Source organism: Pantoea sp. Ae19-2, assembly GCF_059801205.1.
On record NZ_JBCHWE010000001.1, the window covers coordinates 3,236,231 to 3,255,363 of the forward strand.

At 53.1% G+C, this 19,133-nt stretch carries 14 protein-coding genes and 1 pseudogene; 5 read left to right on the forward strand and 10 right to left on the reverse strand.

Going from position 1 to position 19,133, the window contains the following annotated elements:
• Window positions 1–42 precede the first annotated feature (42 nt).
• Window positions 43–477: a CCDC90 family protein gene (locus AAIE03_RS14945; protein ID WP_230957789.1), complete on the forward strand. Its 435-nt coding sequence runs from the start codon at window positions 43–45 to the stop codon at window positions 475–477.
• Between the two features lie 22 nt (window positions 478–499).
• Here the strand turns inward: AAIE03_RS14945 and AAIE03_RS14950 are convergent, their stop codons facing one another.
• From AAIE03_RS14950 to AAIE03_RS14960, 3 genes are all read right to left on the reverse strand, one after another.
• Entirely contained in the window at window positions 500–1,207 is a 708-nt protein-coding gene (locus tag AAIE03_RS14950) for a GNAT family N-acetyltransferase (RefSeq protein WP_041931038.1), read from the reverse strand.
• Between the two features lie 143 nt (window positions 1,208–1,350).
• Window positions 1,351–1,857, reverse strand: coding sequence for an RcnB family protein (locus tag AAIE03_RS14955; protein ID WP_014595268.1), 507 nt, complete (start codon window positions 1,855–1,857; stop codon window positions 1,351–1,353).
• Window positions 1,858–1,988: 131 nt separating this feature from the next.
• On the reverse strand, window positions 1,989–3,131 hold the full coding sequence (locus AAIE03_RS14960) for a serine hydrolase domain-containing protein (protein WP_210452967.1): 1,143 nt from the start codon (window positions 3,129–3,131) through the stop codon (window positions 1,989–1,991).
• A 473-nt stretch (window positions 3,132–3,604) separates the two neighbouring features.
• Here AAIE03_RS14960 and AAIE03_RS14965 point away from each other — a divergent pair, with 473 nt between their 5' ends.
• Both AAIE03_RS14965 and AAIE03_RS14970 read left to right on the forward strand, forming a co-directional pair.
• On the forward strand, window positions 3,605–4,273 hold the full coding sequence (locus AAIE03_RS14965; RefSeq protein ID WP_014606658.1) for a YecA/YgfB family protein: 669 nt from the start codon (window positions 3,605–3,607) through the stop codon (window positions 4,271–4,273).
• 79 nt (window positions 4,274–4,352) lie between these two features.
• Window positions 4,353–4,571 carry a hypothetical protein gene (locus tag AAIE03_RS14970; protein ID WP_146109178.1) on the forward strand — a complete coding sequence of 73 codons (219 nt, stop codon included), beginning with the start codon at window positions 4,353–4,355 and terminating at the stop codon, window positions 4,569–4,571.
• Here the strand turns inward: AAIE03_RS14970 and AAIE03_RS14975 are convergent.
• The 4 genes from AAIE03_RS14975 to AAIE03_RS14990 all read right to left on the reverse strand — a co-directional run bounded on the left by AAIE03_RS14975 (window position 4,549) and on the right by AAIE03_RS14990 (window position 8,739).
• Complete coding sequence (locus tag AAIE03_RS14975) at window positions 4,549–5,259, reverse strand: FadR/GntR family transcriptional regulator (protein WP_013024491.1); 711 nt, start codon at window positions 5,257–5,259, stop codon at window positions 4,549–4,551. The genes AAIE03_RS14970 and AAIE03_RS14975 overlap by 23 nt on opposite strands.
• Before the next feature lie 99 nt (window positions 5,260–5,358).
• Window positions 5,359–6,756, reverse strand: coding sequence for an MFS transporter (locus AAIE03_RS14980; protein ID WP_498563065.1), 1,398 nt, complete (start codon window positions 6,754–6,756; stop codon window positions 5,359–5,361).
• A 142-nt stretch (window positions 6,757–6,898) separates the two neighbouring features.
• Window positions 6,899–7,930 (reverse strand): L-idonate 5-dehydrogenase, encoded by a 1,032-nt coding sequence (gene idnD, locus AAIE03_RS14985; RefSeq protein ID WP_498563169.1) that lies wholly within the window; start codon window positions 7,928–7,930, stop codon window positions 6,899–6,901.
• 41 nt (window positions 7,931–7,971) lie between these two features.
• Window positions 7,972–8,739, reverse strand: a complete 768-nt coding sequence (locus AAIE03_RS14990; RefSeq protein WP_024472364.1) for an SDR family oxidoreductase — start codon at window positions 8,737–8,739, stop codon at window positions 7,972–7,974.
• A gap of 324 nt (window positions 8,740–9,063) precedes the next feature.
• On the opposite strand from AAIE03_RS14990, the gene AAIE03_RS14995 reads away from it, so the two are divergent.
• Window positions 9,064–10,317: an enolase C-terminal domain-like protein gene (locus tag AAIE03_RS14995; protein WP_013024487.1), complete on the forward strand. Its 1,254-nt coding sequence runs from the start codon at window positions 9,064–9,066 to the stop codon at window positions 10,315–10,317.
• Between the two features lie 223 nt (window positions 10,318–10,540).
• On the opposite strand, the pseudogene AAIE03_RS15000 reads toward AAIE03_RS14995, so the two are convergent.
• The 3 genes and pseudogenes from AAIE03_RS15000 to AAIE03_RS15010 all read right to left on the reverse strand — a co-directional run bounded on the left by AAIE03_RS15000 (window position 10,541) and on the right by AAIE03_RS15010 (window position 17,838).
• Window positions 10,541–14,295: pseudogene (locus AAIE03_RS15000) on the reverse strand (beta strand repeat-containing protein).
• 458 nt (window positions 14,296–14,753) lie between these two features.
• A complete protein-coding gene (locus AAIE03_RS15005; protein ID WP_014595259.1) occupies window positions 14,754–16,091 on the reverse strand; it encodes an ABC transporter ATP-binding protein in 1,338 nt (445 codons plus the stop codon).
• A 10-nt stretch (window positions 16,092–16,101) separates the two neighbouring features.
• Window positions 16,102–17,838, reverse strand: coding sequence for an ABC transporter permease (locus AAIE03_RS15010; protein WP_210512020.1), 1,737 nt, complete (start codon window positions 17,836–17,838; stop codon window positions 16,102–16,104).
• A 958-nt stretch (window positions 17,839–18,796) separates the two neighbouring features.
• Here AAIE03_RS15010 and AAIE03_RS15015 point away from each other — a divergent pair.
• Window positions 18,797–18,934, forward strand: a complete 138-nt coding sequence (locus AAIE03_RS15015) for a hypothetical protein (protein WP_019105056.1) — start codon at window positions 18,797–18,799, stop codon at window positions 18,932–18,934.
• Window positions 18,935–19,133: the final 199 nt, after the last annotated feature.

The following is a 19,133-nucleotide window of genomic DNA, read 5'->3' on the forward strand; positions in this document are numbered from 1 at the left end:
AATAACGTGATGAATCGGGAAGGCTCTTGAATGACACTCACCATGATGAATACACACAAAGCGTTTAAACGTTTACAGCGCGCAGGCATCAACGATCGCCAGGCAGAAGCGATGGTGGATATTTTTTCGGCATTAAAGCAGGACAATGCGCTGTCCCGTGCTGATGTCATGCAGGCTTTTCAGCGTCAGAATCAGCATATCTTTTCGCTAAGCACGCAACTGAAGAAAACGGAGTCGTGCCTCAGAACCGATGTGGATGAACTCAAGGCAGACGTCAGCGTACTCAAAACGGACGTTGCCGTGCTCAAGACCGATGTCAGCGTACTCAAGACCGACGTCGCCGAGCTCAAAACGGATGTCAGCGTACTCAAGACCGACGTCGGGAGTTTAAAAAACGATATGCGTTGGGTACAGCGTCTGCTGATGATCATGACCACCACGTTGCTTATGGCGACCATTAAATATGTGCTTGCCTGAGCCGTTACCCGCGCTTCAGGCCTTAACCTCGCAGAGTTTCCAGCTTTTCACGCTGTCGCCCGTCGGCTGTAAAGTTAGCCTCTGCCAGCCAGCGTTCCAGCCCATTTTTAACAGCTGGCCATTCACTGTCGATGATTGAGAACCAGCTTGTATCGCGCGTGCGGCCTTTATAAACGCGGGCCTGACGAAATTCACCTTCAAAGCGAAATCCCAGCCGAAGCGCGGCCCGACGCGAAGGCAGATTACAGCTGTCACATTTCCATTCATAACGCCGGTAGCCCAGTTGCTCAAAGGCATAACGCATCAGAAGAAAATGCGCTTCGGTCGCCATTCTTGTTTGCTTTAGCAATCGGGAAAAGGTGACATATCCCACTTCCATCACCCCATTTTGCGCATCAACACGCATCAGCGATAGCGTTCCGACGGCCTTACCGGTTTCAACATCAATGACGCTGAAATGCAACGGATCCTGACTCGCCTCCATCGTAGCAGCATGGGGGAGCCAGGCGGCTTCATCATTAAACGGCCCCTCAGAAAGATAGGTCCAGTCACGGCCATCTTCTGCCAGCGACCAGGCCTGCCAGAGTGCTTCAGCATGCGAAGCCACGCTAAAGGGCTCCAGACGGCAAACCTGACCTTGAAGCACCTCACGCTGAGGTAAGGGACGTGGCTGCCAGTCGGGCATGGATTGCCCTACAGGTTGACCATACTGATTGACGTGTTGCGACATCATGCCTTCTCCATTGCAGTGAATAAAAACACGTTGCCATGTTGCAAACACGTTGAGAAGTCATCACTGATAAAGACAGAAATAGAAAACGGCCGCTTAACGCGGCCGTTGAAAGAAGAGATAACTAACAAAGCGCCGCAGGACTATCCGCGGAAGAAGATATCGCCGGATTTACCCATAACGATCTTACCGGTGTCGTTAGTAATCAGAATGTAATTGGCATTGATATAAGCCCAGTGGGTATCTGGCTGAGGCGCAGGCAAATTACGTTTCTGCCACTCTGTGATGGTGTAAGTCTTGCTGCGGTACTTATCAGGCACGGTATCACCGATTTTATGCTCTTTATAATCAATGATAATGGTGCTGAGATCGTAATTTGGCTTACCTGGATTGCCTGCTGACTGCGAAGGCGTTGTTGGGGTAATACCGTCGTTAGAGTCAGAACTCATCGGCGCCTGCGGCTGGGCAGGTGCTGCAGCACCGGGCTGCGCGTTGTTATCGCCAGGTTGAGCGGTTGGATTGGCCGGTTGAATCTGCGGCGGCGGTGGCACATTGTCGGTGGTTTCACCCGCAGCCTGAGCGGCGGGGATCAGGCTCAGCGAGCCGAACAGTAAACCAGCTGAAATAAAAGCAATTTGAGTCCTGCGCATAATAATTTCCACATTGAATTGATTTTAATAACAGTAGACTACTCTGAAGACAATCTAAACAGGGCTGCGGTTCCGTCACTCATAAAGGTAAGTGTAAGGAATCACGACTCATTCTGGACCCAACCTACACCTTACCTGTCTTTCTCTGCCAGGTTAAGCAACAATGTGATACCAAGATAGTTGCTCCAGTTAAACGCGTTTTGCAGTACCACGATGGCATTGCCTGCCTGCTTGTCAAAACCGATAAAAGCCGAATAACCACCAATATAGCCGACCTGGTAGGTAATGTTCCTTCCTGCCAGCCTGTCTGTTACCCAGGCGATATTCTGCGTCTGTGCGCCCTGCTGATACACGCCTTTATTGATCTCAGCAAAGGCACGATTACGCGCCGGATCGCTGCCCGCAGTGAGATGTGCGCGCAGATAGACGCTCAGATCCCGTGCGTTGCTGTAAAGACTGCCCGCCGCGACCATATTACGCTGGAAACGCCAGTCCGGGGTGAGATCACCGCGCGGGATAAGCTTTGGCTGATCGCCAGCATGCCCTAACGCCCGTGTGGAAAAACCGCTTAAACGCTCAGGCACAAAGCTGGTGTTGTTCATTCCCAGCGGTCGGAAAATCCGTTGGTGGGCAAGCGTTTCAATATCACTATGGCAGCGTTCACGCAAAATATAGCCCAGCAGCGCATAGCCAAGGTTAGAGTATTGCGCTACCCGCTGACGCGGCGCAGAAAACTCCGCCAGGTATTCCAGAACGTCATCACTATCCAGGTTGCCATAAAAGTTCTGACCGCTGCGCAGATAGCCCATAAACTGCATAAACATCGGCAAATCCATATCCTGACGCGGCAAACCCGAGGTATGGGTCACTAACTGTAATAGCGTGATTTGACGTGCATCCTGGCTCAATCTGACGTCAGAGGGCAACAAATCGGCCAGCGTGTCACTCCAGTGCAGTTGGCCTTCGTTAACCAACTCAATAATCACCTCTGCGGTTACGCCTTTACTCAGTGAGCCGAGCGCAAATAAGGTTTCAGGCGTAATCGGATAGCGATGTACGTCATCGGTGACACCCGCGCTGTAAAACAAGGTGGGATTAAGATGATGGATAATTGCAATACTGATGCCGGACACCTGTTTACGCTGCATATAATGGCGCACCAGATCGTCCAGGTTGTCATGAAAATCGCTGTGCGTCAGATAAAGCTTGTCGCCTGCTGGCGCAGAGGTCTGCGACAGCGTGCCGCAGGCAGCCAATAACAGCGCGCTTATCATCAGAACTGCACTGCGTCTAAACAGGTGCCCGCATCCGCTCAACAGGCGGTGTAACCTCTGGGGTGAATACTCTTTTCTGGTCACGTCCTCGCGCCCATTTTATTGTTGTTATCAGGCACTGACGAACGTTCATATCAGCATCATGCCGGGGGATTATTCCGCTGTGCCTATATCGACACAGATTAGCCAAATCTTTATGCTTCTGGTCATCGTTTCCTACTGAAGGATGTCACCCCTGGCAGGACACACGTAAGGGAAACGAAGCAGGTTGGCGCCTGATATAGCCACGATCGTGCAGGAAAACGTATTGCAGGCCGCGAAGAGTAACATAGCAGGCCTGGTAATGCCTCTGCTGAGTCCGCTGCCGTTCAGGGCAACCCGACGACACTGCCATCAGCGCAATAAGCGTGTACACTGCGCGTTTTTACACGCAGTAAATTTTCTGCTGCACCAGACACGTTCGGAGATATCCCATGAAAGAAGGCCCGTTAAGCGAAAAAGAGCTGCAATGGCTCGAAGATATGCTGGAAAAATACGGTAGTGAAGCGTCGATTCTTGATGTTTCAGAACTGGATGGCCTGCTTACTGCCGTGCTTTCAGGTCCGACGACGGTAGAGCCAAGCCGCTGGCTGGTCGCGCTCTGGGGCGGCGAAAAGCATATTCCCAAATGGAGTAATGAGCGCGAAATGACGCGCTTTATGGAACTCAGTTTCCAGCACATGAATGACATTGCTGACCGCCTGTCTGAGTTTCCAGAACAGTTTGAACCCCTGTTTGGCGTGCGCGAAATGGAAGGTCTGGAATTTACCGTCGTTGAAGAGTGGTGCTACGGCTATATGCGCGGCGTGGCCTTAACCGACTGGTCTGCACTCCCTGCTGAACTCCAGGACTCACTGGACGCCATCGCCCTGCACGGCACAGAAGAGAATCTGGAAAAGGTTGATGCGCTCACGCCTGAAGAAATGGAAAGCAGCATTGATGCTATCCGCCCTGCCGCCCTGGCGCTTCATGATTACTGGATCTCACAGCCCGAAGCGATTCCTCAGGTGCAGCAGCCGGTCACTGCGGAAAAACAGCCGGGCCGCAACGATCCCTGCCCCTGCGGCAGCGGAAGAAAATACAAGCAGTGCTGCCTGCATTGATTGAAGAGGGAGCCCGGTCCACTGGCTCCCTTGTTTATTCTGCCACAGTTAACTTCACCACTCACGTCGGAAGAGCCCTATGGCTAACCTGCCGCTTCGCCCTCATTTCTTACAGAATGCTGGATCGCTACGTGCTCATGACCCAGACCAGCGCGTTACTGGCGATAAAACGGACCAGCAGGGCAATGGCAATAAGAAGCCTGTCACGGTGAATCCTGTTTTCCTCAGCCTGCAGAAGGGGTGGCTTTTTTCGCGTTCCCGCAGCGCGAAACAGCCTATTCCCCCTCTTCTTTTTTAATCATATCGATGGCGACCACGTTATGTTTCATCGCCTCATTCAGCACCTGTACCGCCGAGGACGCATCGCGGTTTTTAATCGCCATAAAGACTTTGATGTGCGCCTCAACACTTTCAAGCGTAATGCCCAGTGAGCGATTCAGTTCTTCAAGATAATAGTAATAAATATCTTTGATTGACTTCATCACGTTGTAAAACACGCTGTTATGAGAGGCGCGGATAATCGCCAGATGAAATTCGTAATCCGCTTCCGAATATTTCTTATAATCGCCTTTATTAATAAGCATGTTATTGAGCGCCTGCTCCAGCAGGCCAATATCCTCTTCTGTGGCATGTTCCACTGCCAGCTCAACACATTTAAACTCGACGGTCTGGCGAAAAACCATCATGTCGTTAAAGGCTTCCCGGCTCAGATGCATTAACGGTCTGGCATTGTGATTAAGCATCTGTGGCGAAAAGTCTTCACACACGTAACTGCCGCTGCCCTGACGGGTAATCACGATACCCAGATCGCGCAGGCGCTGCACCGCGCTGCGTATACTGACCCTGCTGACATTAAAAGAGTGCGTCAGCTCCGCTTCAGAAGGTAAACGCGTGCCTGCGGACCAGCTACCGTCCAGTAGCTTCGCCTTAATTTGCTCGAACACTTCGTTAACGACGTTCTGTTTCTGAATGGATTTTATGCTCACAACACCTTCTCATATGATGTCCTACATGACGCCATTCTATCTTATCCTTTCCAGCAAAGTCCTGCGCTAACGCAGTGACAGACAGGGTTCAACCTTGCCTTACTCGCCGCTTCCTGCCCGGATCGAGGGGGCAACAGGATGACAACCATCCGGCACGCCGCCCGAGGCATCGGCCTCTGCGGTAAGATCCCGATCCACCACCTCTGGCATTATCAGTGAAGCCAGCAGGCCGATACAGGAATAGCCGATCAGCATGATCGCAATCGGATACCAGGTGCCCGTGAGCTGGCAGAAAATACCGGCCAGGAGCGGCCCTAAGCCAGTGGCAAACAGCCCACCGATCTCCTTAGAGATGGCCATTTGCGCGAAACGGTTTCTGGAACCAAACATCTCTGCCATGGTGATCCCTTCAATCGCCGCCTGGCCCAACACTGCGATATTGTGAATGACGATCAGGCAAACCATGATGGTACTCACCGCCTGCGCGTTATCGACGATGAGTGAAATCATCGGATAAGCCAGAATAATCGAGCCCAGCGTCAGAATGCGGTAAGGAATACGGCGCCCTATCCGGTCTGAGAGCCAGCCGATAAGAGGAATTGTCATAAATCCTATTACCGAGCTCACCATGATGGCATCGGTGGGAACCGCCTTATTGAACAACAGCGTCTGAACCATATAACCCGCCAGAAAGGTCTGGATGATGCCCGAGTTACCCGCCTGACCAAATCGCAGCCCGGTAGCAATCCAGAAGGCTTTGCCTTTGATTAACTGGAAAACAGACTGTGCCGGCTGATCGTGGGGCTTGACGGTGGCAGACTCGGCAACGTTTTCAAACACCGGACTTTCTTTCAGGTTGAAACGCAGCCAGATAGCAAATCCCATCACGACGAAACTGGCCAGGAAAGGAATACGCCATGCCCAGGCAATGACTTCGTCATTGGTGAAGAAAAAGAACATAGCCGCCCAGATGGCGGTTGCGCTTAACGTGCCGCAGTTGGTGCCCATGGCAACCAGCGAGGCAATAATGCCCTTTTTCCCTTTGGGCGCATATTCAGCCAGCATAGTGCTGGCACCCGATATTTCTGCACCGGCGCCTAATCCCTGAATAATACGCAGCGCCACCAGCAGCAAGGGCGCTAAAATACCCACCTGCTGGTAAGTGGGTAATACGCCAATTAAGGTGGTACAAACGCCCATTAAGGCGATAGTGATAAACAGGACTTTTTTTCGGCCAACACGGTCGCCCATTTCCCCAAAAAAAACGGCGCCGACGATTCGCGCGATATAACCTGCACCGTAGGTTCCCATTGCCAGAATCAGCGCCATCGCACCCGACTGTTCGGGAAAAAAGACTTCATGAAAAACTAACGCCGCACCAAGAGAATAGAGCTGGAAATCCATAAATTCTAACGTTGTACCCAGCCATCCTGATACGGATGCCCGGACCAGATCAGAGGTATTACGTTCTGTGGTGTTGGTATTTAAATGACTCATGTTTTCACCCTGAGGTCGACGATGCGTTAACAGGCGACTAAATGACAGGCGAGTGCCGCTTACGCGGAGCGTGAGGATCTCTTCACCCGCGACAATCACCGATGTTTTAAGCCAGAGTAATAACTACAGGTTCTGAGATATTTTATGAAAACTGAACTAATACTTTTGAATGTTGTGTTTTATCACTGGCCGCCTTTAATGCCGCCTCAATATCGTGATAGGCATAATTGCCGGAAAGAATCGGACGCGGATCGATAATGCCCTTTTCCAGCCATTTCACCGCCACATCAAATTCATCGATAAAACGGAAGGAGCCTTTCCAGCTAATTTCTTTTACCAGCATCTGCGCTACCGGGAAATTAAGCGGACTTTTTCCCATCCCAATTTGAACCACAACGCCGCCAGGCCGCGTAACCAAAATACTGGATTCAATCGCTGCTTCGGCTCCGCTGGCTTCCAGCGTAACGTCGAAATATCCCCGATTTTCACCGTAGCGGGCAACGGCGGCACGATCGCTCGCATCCACTGCCGAGTCAGCCCCCATTTCTACCGCGATGCGGCGGCAGCGCTCGCTCGGATCGAACGCCACGATCTCTGCCGCGCCGGAAGCGCTTGCGGCGGCAATCGCTAAGGCGCCGATGGGGCCCGCGCCCATCACCAGCACCCTTTTCCCGACGATGCTGCCTGCCACGTTGAGCGCATGGATCACGACGGCGGTAGGCTCAGCAACGGCCATGACGCTGGCCGGAACCTGCTCATCATAAGCCACGCACTGCTTCGCAGGCACCACGACATATTGTGCAAATCCACCATTCACGTGCGGAGTGAACTGGGCGCTCCCCATAAAGCGCATGGTGGCGCAGGCATTCTGTTTACCTGCCCGACAATACTCACACTGACCACATGGCTGTGATGGATTAATCGCGATTTTTTGTCCCGGTTCTAGCCCTGATGCTGCCGGCGCCTGGAAAATCCGCCCCACAAATTCGTGACCTATCACCAGCGGTTGCTTAATCACGGATAATCCGGCACGTCCTTCATGGTAATAATGAATATCCGAGCCGCAGATGCCGCCGCACTCCACTTGAACAACGACATCATCATCCGAATACTTCAGTTCGCGCTGCTCAACCGCGATCTCTTTTTTGCCCTTTGCCACGCAGGCATGCGTCATTATGCTGTGCACATGTTTTTCCTCTTCCGGGTCAATAACGCTTACAGCACGGCCAGCCAGCCGCCATCCACGTAGATAATCTGACCATTGATATAATCTGAGGCAGGCGATGAAAGAAAAACGGCCGTACCGGCCACTTCTTCTGGCCGTCCCCAGCGCTGCGAAGGGTTACTGCTTTTCACCCAGCTGTCGAACCGGGCATCGTCCACCAGCGCACTGTTCATGTCTGTCAGGATATATCCCGGCCCAATCGCATTGGTCTGGATATTAAACTGCGCCCATTCGGCCGCCATTGAGCAGGTCAGCATCTTAATGCCGCCCTTGGCAGCGGTATAAGGTGCAACGGTTGGCCTGGCTGCCTGGCTGGTCAACGAACCGACATTGATGATTTTGCCGCCCCGATCGCGGGCAATCATGCGTTTGGCTGCCGCGCGCGAAACCAGAAAGGCGCTGGTGAGGTTGGTATCAATCACCTTTTGCCAGTTTTCCAGTTCCAGCTCCAGCATGGGTTTGCGGTACTGGATCCCGGCATTATTTATTACGATATCGACTGCGATGCCCTGCTCATCCAGACTGGCGAACACCTGCTCTATCGCGCTTTCACTGGTCACATCAAACACCCGGCCGGAGACGCGATAGCCTTTATTTTTAAGCTGTTCAACGGCCTCGTTCAGCACCGCTTCACGCGTGCCGTTCAAAATAACGTCTGCCCCGGCAGCGGCTAATGCTTCGGCGTAGGCAAACCCCAGGCCGCGGGAGGACCCCGTTATCAAAGCCGTTTTACCGGTCAGATCGAACATTGCAGTCATAATCCACCTTTAAATATGTATGACAACTATCTTATTAAGGTGAATTTTCCGGCAGATTAAATCAATACACAAAGCGTATTTATGAGGCACATATCACAAATGCTTAACAGAAAAACCCATCAAGTCATTGTATTTAATAAACATAAAAACAATGCATTTAGCCTGAGACGTTTCATTAGATCGCCGTCACAAAAATAGCAGTGCAGAATTCAAGCCGGATAAATTTATGATAGAAAGGCAATGTTGTATGACAACATACCATTAAACCCTGCGTAGCAGCGATGAGTACGGTGCGGTTAATGTTCTGAATAATAAGGAGCTAGTGTGAGCAATCTGTTCATCACCAATGTAAAAACAATTTTGACTGCGCCGGGCGGCATCGATCTGGTGGTGGTTAAAATTGAAACTAATGAGCCCGGACTGTACGGTTTGGGTTGCGCCACCTTTACCCAGCGCATTTACGCCGTACAAAGTGCCATTGATGAGTACCTTGCCCCGTTTCTGATTGGCAAAGATCCCGCCAGAATAGAAGATATCTGGCAGTCCGCCGCAGTGAGTGGCTACTGGCGCAATGGTCCGGTAATGAATAATGCCCTTTCCGGCATTGATATGGCGCTATGGGATATCAAAGGTAAACAGGCTGGCCTGCCGGTTTATGAACTGCTGGGTGGGAAATGTCGCGACGGTATTGCGCTCTATGTGCACACCGATGGCGCCGATGAAGTTGAAGTGGAAGACAGCGCTCGCGCCAAAATGGAAGAAGGCTACCAGTATATTCGCTGCCAGATGGGCATGTACGGCGGTGCCGGTACTGATGACCTGCGACTGATTGCCAATCGCATGGTGAAAGCGAAAAATATTCAACCCAAGCGCTCGCCTCGCACCAAAGCCCCGGGGATCTATTTTGATCCGGAAGCCTATGCGAAAAGCATTCCGCGTCTGTTTGATCATCTGCGCAATAAACTGGGTTTCAGCGTGGAGCTACTCCATGATGCCCATGAACGTATTACGCCGATTAATGCCATTCATATGGCTAAAGCGCTGGAGCCTTATCAGCTTTTCTTCCTTGAAGATCCGGTTGCTCCCGAGAATACGGAGTGGCTGAAAATGTTGCGCCAGCAGTCTTCCACGCCGATTGCAATGGGCGAGCTGTTCGTTAACGTGAATGAGTGGAAGCCGTTGATCGACAATAAGCTGATTGATTATATCCGCTGTCATATCAGCTCGATTGGCGGTATCACACCGGCGAAAAAAATCGCTATCTACAGTGAATTAAACGGTGTTCGCACCGCCTGGCACAGCCCTGGGGATATCTCCCCGATTGGGGTTTGCGCAAACATGCATCTGGATCTGAGCTCGCCTAATTTCGGCATTCAGGAATACACGCCAATGAATGATGCGCTACGTGAAGTCTTCCCGGGCTGTCCTGAAGTGGATCAGGGCTATGCTTACGTCAATGACAAGCCGGGGTTAGGGATTGATATCAACGAAGCGCTGGCGGCGAAATTCCCCTGCGAGGGCGGCAATCCGACCTGGACGATGGCCAGGACTCCGGATGGCACAGTCTGGCGTCCCTGAGTCACCAGGTCTTTTTGCAGAGGCTCAGCAATGGGCCTTTTTGCTTTTCCCTGGCATTGTTGGCCTGGCCGGCCTGGACCACAACAGGCCGTTCAGGTCGGCTTTACTGTGTTCAGGGACAGATAAATAACCAACAAGAACACGCTTCTCTGCTTTTTTAAGCCTGGTCTGCGCGCTGTATAAACCTCCCGTCCCCTCGCGAACATTCCCTCTGTTATGGCGATTATTCTTCGGGTTTATTCACGATATTATTGTCCTCATCCATCTGGTAAGGCATATCCGCTTCTATTCCCCCCTTTCCGGTTTTAGCGACCACGTTAGTGTAGCGCTTTCCATCCCAGCAGCGAAAAATCAGAACTGAGTTTTCCCCGGCGGTCAGGGTTGAACCATTGCTTCCTATCAGCTTGCTACGGCATCCGGCGGTGAGAATGCTGTTGATGCCCGCCGTCAGCTTGCTTCGGTCTCCCGCCATGAGGATGCAGTCATTGCCTGCCGTGAGTTTGCTGCGATCGCCAGCGGTGAGGTAGCTGTTGTTGCCTGCCAGAAGCTTGCTGCGATCCCCGGCGGTTTGGGTGCTGTCCGCTCCGGCAATCAGCTTGCCGCGCTCTCCGGCCATTTGCACGCTGTCTGCCCCGGAGATCAATGTGCTGCGATAACCCGCCGTTTGTGAGCTGCCCTTTCCCGCAATCAGCATGCTGCGGTTGCCGGTGATCTGGGTGCTTTCCGGGCCAGCAATCAACGAGCTTCGGTGGCTGGCGATCTGATTACTGCCATATCCCGCCGTCAGACTACTGCGTCTGCCCGAAATCAGGCTGCTTCCGTAACCGGCGGTGAGTACGCTGCGAAGTCCGCTGATCAACGTACTGCCATAACCCGCCGTCAGGAAGCTGCGAATACCGCTGGTCAGCGAACTGCCGTAGCCTGCGATCAGGGAGCTGTCGGCGCCCGCCGTTGCGGTACTGCCGTAACCTGCCGTTAGCGTACTACTGTGCTCGGCCGTTTGCGTGCTGCCGTAACCGGCTGTCAGCGTACTTTGATAACCCGCCGTCTGGGTACTACCGTAACCGGCAATCAATGAGCTGTCATAACCGGCCATTGAGGTACTGCCGTATCCGGCAGTCAACGAACTCTGTTCTCTGACAGTCTGCGAACTCCCGTAACCAGCCATCAACGTACTTTTAAAACTGGCGGTCTGGGTGCTGCCGTAGCCTGCGATCAGTGAACTCTCATAACCTGCCGTAGAAGTACTGCCGTAGCCGGTCGTCAGATCGCTATTCTCCTGCGCCGTCTGGGTGCTGCCGTAACCGGCCGTCAGGATGCTGTTGTAACCCGCTGTCTGCGTGCTGCCATAGCCCGCAATCAGAGAGCTGTCGGCACCGGCGGTTGAGGTGCTGCCGTAGCCCGTGGTCAGATCGCTGCGCTCCTGCGCCGTCTGGGTGCTGCCGTAACCGGCCGTCAGAATACTGTGATAACCGGCGGTCTGCGTGCTGCCGTAGCCCGCGATTAACGAGCTGTCGTAACCCGCCGTCGAGGTACTGCCGTAGCCCGTGGTCAGATCGCTATCTCCTGCGCCTGCGCCGTAACCGGCCGTCAGGATGCTGTTGTAACCGGCCGTCAGGAGCTGTCGGCACCGGCGGTTGAGGTGCTGCCGTAGCCCGTGGTCAGATCGCTGCGCTCCTGCGCCGTCTGGGTGCTGCCGTAACCGGCCGTCAGGATGCTGTTGTAACCCGCTGTCTGCGTGCTGCCGTAGCCTGCAATCAGGGAGCTGTCGGCACCGGCAATCGCCGTCTGCGTACTGCCGGCCGAGCTGTCGGCACCGGCGGCGGTTGAGGTGGTGGTCAGATCGCTGCGCTCCTGCGCCGTCGTGCTGCCGTAACCGGCCGTCAGGATGCTGTTGTAACCCGCTGCTGGCCGTCTGCCGCTGTCGGCACCGGCGGTTGAGGTGCTGCCGTAGCCGGTCGTCAGCACACTCTGTTCGCGCGCCGTCTGCGTACTGCCGTAACCCGCCGTCAGGCTACTGTGATAGCTGGCGGTCTGGGTGCTGCCGTAGCCCGCAATCAGGGAGCTGTCGGCACCGGCGGTTGAGGTGCTGCCGTATCCCGTGGTCAGATCGCTGCGCTCCTGCGCCGTCTGGGTGCTGCCGTAACCGGCCGTCAGGATGCTGTTGTAACCCGCTGTCTGCGTGCTGCCGTAGCCTGCAATCAGGGAGCTGTCGGCACCGGCGGTTGAGGTACTGCCATAACCTGCGGTGAGATCGCTGCGCTCCTGCGCCGTCTGGGTGCTGCCGTAACCGGCCGTCAGAATACTGTTGTAACCGGCGGTCTGCGTGCTGCCATAGCCCGCGATCAGGGAACTGTCGGCGCCGGCGGTTGAGGTGCTGCCGTAACCGGTCGTCAGCACACTCTGTTCGCGCGCCGTCTGCGTACTGCCGTAGCCCGCCGTCAGGCTACTGTGATAACTGGCGGTCTGGGTGCTGCCGTAACCTGCAATGATTGAGCTGTCCGAGCCTGCCGTGCCGGTGCTGCCGTACCCGGCAGTGAGGTCACTGCCTTCTCTCGCCGTCTGGGTACTGCCGTAGCCTGCCGTTAGCACACTGTTGTAGCTGGCTGTCTGCGTGGTGCCATAGCCTGCGATCAGTGAACTATTTGCCCCGGCTGTAGACGTACTGCCATAGCCGGTGATGAGATCGCTTTCGTTCTGCGCGGTCTGTGTACTGCCGTAACCCGCTGTCAGCGTGCTACCGTAACCCGCTGTCTGGGTACTGCCATAGCCCGCGATCAATGAACTTTCATAGCCTGCCGTAGAGGTACTGCCATAACCTGCAGTAAGATCGCTGCCCTTCTGCGCGGTCTGGGTACTGCCGTAACCGGCTGTCAGCGAGCTGTCTTCGCCCGCCGTCTGTGTACTGCCGTAACCGGCGATCAGGGAGCTGTCGTCACCCGCCGTACCGGTACTGCCGTAACCGGCCGTAAGGTCGCTGCCCTTCTGCGCGGTCTGGGTGCTGCCATAACCGGCTGTCTGGGTGCTTTCTTCCCCGGCCGTCTGGGTGCTGCCGTAGCCCGCGATTAATGAACTGTCGGCACCCGCCGTGCCGGTACTGCCATAACCGGCCGTAAGATCGCTGCCCTTCTGCGCGGTCTGGGTACTGCCGTAACCGGCTGTCAGCGAGCTGTCTTCGCCCGCCGTCTGGGTACTGCCGTAACCGGCGATCAGGGAGCTGTCGGCGCCCGCCGTGCCGGTACTGCCGTAACCGGCGGTGAGATCGCTGCCTTTCATGCCGGTCTGCGTGCTGCCGTAACCCGCCATCTGGCTGCTCTCTTCACCTGCGGTTTGGGTACTGCCGTAGCCCGCGACTAATGTGCTGTCTGATCCCGCTGTACCGGTGCTACCATAACCGGCAATTAATGTGCTGCTATCACCCGCCGTCTCAGTACTGCCATATCCGGCAATCAGCTGACTCTGATGCGTGCCGCTGAGCGTACTGCCATAGGTTGCGATTTCAATCGTTTGTGTCGGCTGCGTACTGCCTGATTCGATGGTCGCATCAATATCATCTGTTACAGGGAGCGATCGATTGCCTGCCTTTACCTCTGAAGTGACATCAGGCGCTCCAGGACCGGCCTGCATTTCCGTAGAGGCAACGTAATCAGCCCGATGGTGCAGGATAAATTGCATCGCACTGGTTTTCGTTCCAACGTGAAGAACCTCAGCACGGGGAAATTTAATCCAGCCATGAGTTTCAATAGCGATACACTCATCGGCATCCACTTCAGCGACAACCCACCTGGCATCAGCGTGCAGGCTCAGCGGTGAATCCGATCCTTTTCCCCAGATTAGCCCCGTTAGTCCGTTCTCAAAGCCTTTAACCGGCTTCCAGTATTTACACTCTACGATACCGCTTAACGGCCAGATGATTCCGCCGTGATCGGCCATATTATTAGCACAGGTACGTAATATTAAAACCTTGTCTTCTTTCATGTCTAAACCTTCATTTCGTTAGGGCATGAAAACAGTCTTACTCCTCTGGTTTTAAAAGAACCTAATCCTAATTGTTTAACCATCGCCCAACTCACAAACATTAATGAGATCACGAAATATTAATAAATAATAAATTACCGCCACTTAATTTTCAGAAACCATAAAATTAATAAATAAAACAGAATTAAATATTCACCAATAATCAATTTCCCCCAAAATAATAAGAGAAAAAAACACGAACAAGCCAGTTAAACAACTGGCTTTCAATGTGCAGGCAATGAATTATAGTCATCAAATACCACAATAAACCATTTACCTCTGCGGAATAAGAACAGTGTAAACCGCGTTTATTTATCTTTCAGAAAGGATTATTGCCTTGAGAATCTTTCAGGCACCATCCCGTGCAGAGTAACGGGATGGTGTAAGGGATAGCGCAACGTTTTGCTGAGCGAGCAGAATTAAAACTCAACGTCTTCCAGACTAAAATATTCGGTCTGATCGTTATAAGAGAAGATCTCTGCATAGCGGCCCCAGTTGATCACGCTGTCCAGCGTCTCTTTGGCGGCGCTGTCAGCCAGTGAGTCTTCCAGCTCCTGCTCGAAACGCATGCGTGGCGCACGATGACCGGGACGTTCATCCAGCACGGTTTTAATCAAGGCGGCCAGCGGCACATAGCGCAGCAGATGATCGGCAAACATGACTTTGCGCTGCTGGGTATCCGATTCGGCAAAAACCCGGGCAGGTGGCGTCAGGAAAATATCCCCTTCCCTGACGTCGGCAAAGCCCAGTGACTGTAGCACTTCGGCTATCGGGAACAGCTCATCGACCTCCAGATGCAGCGAACGCGCAACATCCGGCATGTCTGCACGACCGTGATAGGGCGCGGCCGCCAGGGTTTCAATCAGGCCGGCCATCAGGTTAGTTGATACCTGCGGCAGGTGCGTGCCCAGCCTGAGGCTCTTTTTCACATTATCGCTGGTTGGCCTGGCGGTCATCTGCGTGTACACATCATCAACCAGACGACGGAATGCGGGATCAAGGCGATTGCGAGGATGGCCAAAGGGCACTTTGATTTCAGCCACCACGCGTCCAGGATTCGACGACAGCACCAGAATGCGGTCGCACATAAACACGGCCTCTTCGATATTGTGAGTGACAATCAGCACCGACTTCATCGGCATCTGCCCTTCGTTCCACAAATCGAGTAAATCCGTACGCAGCGTTTCGGCGGTTAATACGTCCAGTGCAGAGAAAGGCTCATCCATTAATAAGAGAGTGGGATCAACCACCAGCGCGCGAGCAAAACCGACACGCTGACGCATTCCGCCTGACAGCTCGCGTGGGTAGGCGTTTTCAAAACCGTCCAGGCCGATCAGGTCGATGGCTGCCAGGGCGCGTTTTCTGCGCTCCGCTTTTTCCACGCCCAGCGCCTCCAGGCCAGCTTCCACGTTTTGCAGTACCGTCAGCCAGGGAAACAGCGCAAAGGTCTGGAACACCATCGCCACGCCTTTGGCCGGCCCGTTAAGCGGCTTGCCCAGATACTCGACCGCGCCCGAACCTGGCGTGATCAGGCCAGAAATGATGCGTAACAACGTGGATTTCCCTGAGCCTGAACGGCCCAGCAGACCGACAATTTCCCCTTCCTGCAGGGTGAGATTAACGTCATCCAGAATCAGTACTTCACCATGCGTTTTATCATAACCGTGCTTAATGTCTTTCACCGTCAGGACCGCTTTGCGCCCTTCTGGTTTCCTGTTCGACACGTCTGGGTTCAGTGTGGGTGGATTATTTAACATCAGATGTCCCTTAATTGGCACGGAATTTTGATTCGGCGTACACGTACAGCGGTCGCCACAACAGACGGTTGAACAGGGTGACAAACAGCGACATCACCGCGATACCAAGAATGATTTTGGGGAAATCCCCGGCGGCGGTGGTTTGTGCGATGTAGGCACCTAAACCGTGCGCCGTGACCTGCGTATTCCCCCACTGCACAAATTCAGACACGATGCTGGCGTTCCACGCGCCTCCGGAAGCGGTAATCGCGCCCGTAATGTAATAAGGAAAAATGCCGGGCAACATCACCTGGCGCCACCATTGCCAGCCACGGATATGAAAGTTCGCTGCGGCCTCTTTGTAGTCATTCGGAAACGCAGTAGTCCCTGCCACAACGTTAAACAGAATGTACCACTGGGTGCCGAGCACAATGAGCGGTGACAGCCAGATATCGGGATTAAGATGAAAATGCACAATCATAATCACGAAAACCGGGAACATCAGGTTTGCCGGGAAGGCTGCCAGAAACTGAGCCACGGGCTGAATCTTGCCCGCCAGAGCAGGCCGCAGGCCAATCATTACGCCTAACGGCACCCATATCAGCGACGAAATCAGAATCAGCACCGTCACGCGCAATAAGGTAATCAGCCCCAGCGTGAAAACGTGTTTCACCTCATCCAGCGTCACGCCGATCTGAACGTAAGTAATGACCCGGTACACCACATACAGGGTCAGTAAAATGACGAACGCGCCCCAGACAATGTCACCCAGCCTTGAAGCGCGGCGAGTATTGTTCTCGAAACGCACGGGTGCCACTGTCGGCCAGCGCCATGAGATACGCGCCAGCGCGGACAGCAGCAGCCGTAGCGGCGTGAAGACCTGATGAATCAGACGGGTTCGACGCATTAAATCGCGCACCCAGGAGGTTGGCGCATTGCCTGAGCGGGTGTTTTCCATGCGGAACTTATCTGCCCAGGCGACCAGCGGTCTGAACAGCAACTGGTCGTAAGCCAGAATCACAATCACCATGGTGAGTAACACCCAGCCTACCGCGTGGATATCTTTATGCAGAATAGCCTGCGCCAGATAGCCACCGACACCGGGCAAGGTAAAGGTGTTATTGCCGACCGTGATCGCTTCAGAGGCGACAATAAAGAACCAGCCGCCTGACATCGACATCATCATGTTCCATACCAGCCCCGGCACAGCAAAAGGCGCATCCAGCTTCCAGAAACGTTGCCATCCGGTCAGATGAAATCCGCGCGAGACTTCTACCAAATCGGCTGGCACGGTGCGCAGCGACTGATAGAAGCTAAAGGTCATGTTCCACGCCTGGCTGGTGAACAGGGCAAAGATGGCCGCCAGTTCTACGCCCAGCACCTGCCCCGGAAAAAGCGCAATAAAGAAGGTGACGGTAAAGGAGATGTATCCCAGCACCGGCACGGACTGCAGGATATCCAGAATTGGCACCAGCACCTTTTCAGCACGGCGGCTTTTGGCGGCCAGCGTGCCGTAAATCAGGCTGAACACCAGGGAAGCCAGCATTGCCACCAGCATGCGCAGCGTGGTGCGCATGGCATATTCCGGCAGATTAGTGGGATCGAGCGAGATAGCCTGGGTTTTTAAACTGTCTATCGGCATCAACGTTTGATGAAAGCCGACCGCGACCATAGCAATCAGACAAATGATCAAGGGAAAAGCCACGGCATCCCAGACGTTAGGCAATAACCGTCTGTTGGCCGCCAGCATGGTGAATCGGAAGTTCATGAACCCTCTCTTCTTTTCATCACGGGAGCGACTGAATTATTTCAGGTGAGGGATTATCAGGCAGGATTGTTAAACGTATGCTCACCTGATGACCGGGTTTTTATTAATTTTTTGTGAAAGCAATACTGGGCGCTTATCGCCCATCCTGAAATGCATTAATTTCCCATGAAAAACCGGATCTCCAATGTCGTCAGGACGCTTCAAACCCCAGATGGTTAGTGAATCACAGATTAGCTTTATCACTATGATTAACCCGTTACAAGAGTGTTAATGACACCCGAGGATTCATCATATCCTGCTACATCACCCCTGATGGATGAATGCCGCGTCAGGCCTTATTCAGGTGATAACAATCAGGGAGGTGCCGACATAAAATATTAGAAAAATTGAAGCAGAGATTGCTTGCCTGCGTGTTGATAAATATGGCGCTAAATCAGGCTTAAAATCTTACCTTAAAAAATGAGGCCTGTTCACTTTTGTAAGATCCACGCCTTGCGACGGGATGACAACACTGGAGGCCATAAACTTCCCGCTCAAGTAATGCAGGCGATTTCCACATTGATGTTCAAATGAAGACCGAGTCTTAAACGTTACGATGTGTAAACCTGATGAAAAGAACCCGCTTTAAAGGCAGGACGCAACGACATAAAGGCTTTCTTGAAATAACGCTGGATATAAAACGGATATTCCCTGTCCGACGGACAGACAGGGAAACGCTTTTTAGTTATGTACTTTGACGGGTGTACATTTTGGCACGGTAACAACGGGTTCCTGCCCCAGGATCCCGGGGATCATCTGAGACTGACAGTCAAAAATGCGACCTTTATCTGTAGTGGCGCGATAAGAGAGCATTTGAGAGCCCAAGGTATCTGGTTTAGTCGCGGATACATTAGTTACAGTGATTTCATCGGAAGAGCTCAGACCCAGCATTTTTGCTGTCTCAGCCTGAAGGGGAGGAATGGCTTCATTAGATGACATCGTGCTACAGCCACTCAGCGCAAGCAGAGAAAAAGCAACAAGTACCCTGTTTTTCATGATTTTGTTTATCCCAAACATAGTAAAAGGAGAGGTTAAAAAAACTCAAGCATTTGATTAATTCCTGCACGATAGTTTTAAACCTTTCTGCCACATTAAAGCAACATATTATGTAGGCCGGGTTTGACCCGTTTGGCTGAAAAAAGGCGTTTAACCGAGCGCCCTGTAAACAAGTCGCCGCCTGGACATGCTGGATTGTCATGAAATGTAAAGCCGGATTAATCACTTGATAAGCAACAGACTTCTGACAGAGGGATGAC

What these genes read in the sequence shown, in the direction of transcription:
- AAIE03_RS14980 (WP_498563065.1), bottom strand. Translation starts at nt 6,756, where the DNA reads ATGAGTCATTTAAATACCAACACCACAGAACGTAATACCTCTGATCTG.
- AAIE03_RS14950 (WP_041931038.1), bottom strand. Translation starts at nt 1,207, where the DNA reads ATGTCGCAACACGTCAATCAGTATGGTCAACCTGTAGGGCAATCCATG.
- AAIE03_RS14965 (WP_014606658.1), top strand. Translation starts at nt 3,605, where the DNA reads ATGAAAGAAGGCCCGTTAAGCGAAAAAGAGCTGCAATGGCTCGAAGAT.
- AAIE03_RS14990 (WP_024472364.1), bottom strand. Translation starts at nt 8,739, where the DNA reads ATGACTGCAATGTTCGATCTGACCGGTAAAACGGCTTTGATAACGGGG.
- AAIE03_RS15015 (WP_019105056.1), top strand. Translation starts at nt 18,797, where the DNA reads ATGGCTTCATTAGATGACATCGTGCTACAGCCACTCAGCGCAAGCAGA.
- AAIE03_RS15005 (WP_014595259.1), bottom strand. Translation starts at nt 16,091, where the DNA reads ATGTTAAATAATCCACCCACACTGAACCCAGACGTGTCGAACAGGAAA.
- AAIE03_RS14970 (WP_146109178.1), top strand. Translation starts at nt 4,353, where the DNA reads ATGGCTAACCTGCCGCTTCGCCCTCATTTCTTACAGAATGCTGGATCG.
- AAIE03_RS14955 (WP_014595268.1), bottom strand. Translation starts at nt 1,857, where the DNA reads ATGCGCAGGACTCAAATTGCTTTTATTTCAGCTGGTTTACTGTTCGGC.
- idnD (WP_498563169.1), bottom strand. Translation starts at nt 7,930, where the DNA reads ATGACGCATGCCTGCGTGGCAAAGGGCAAAAAAGAGATCGCGGTTGAG.
- AAIE03_RS15010 (WP_210512020.1), bottom strand. Translation starts at nt 17,838, where the DNA reads ATGAACTTCCGATTCACCATGCTGGCGGCCAACAGACGGTTATTGCCT.
- AAIE03_RS14945 (WP_230957789.1), top strand. Translation starts at nt 43, where the DNA reads ATGATGAATACACACAAAGCGTTTAAACGTTTACAGCGCGCAGGCATC.
- AAIE03_RS14960 (WP_210452967.1), bottom strand. Translation starts at nt 3,131, where the DNA reads ATGATAAGCGCGCTGTTATTGGCTGCCTGCGGCACGCTGTCGCAGACC.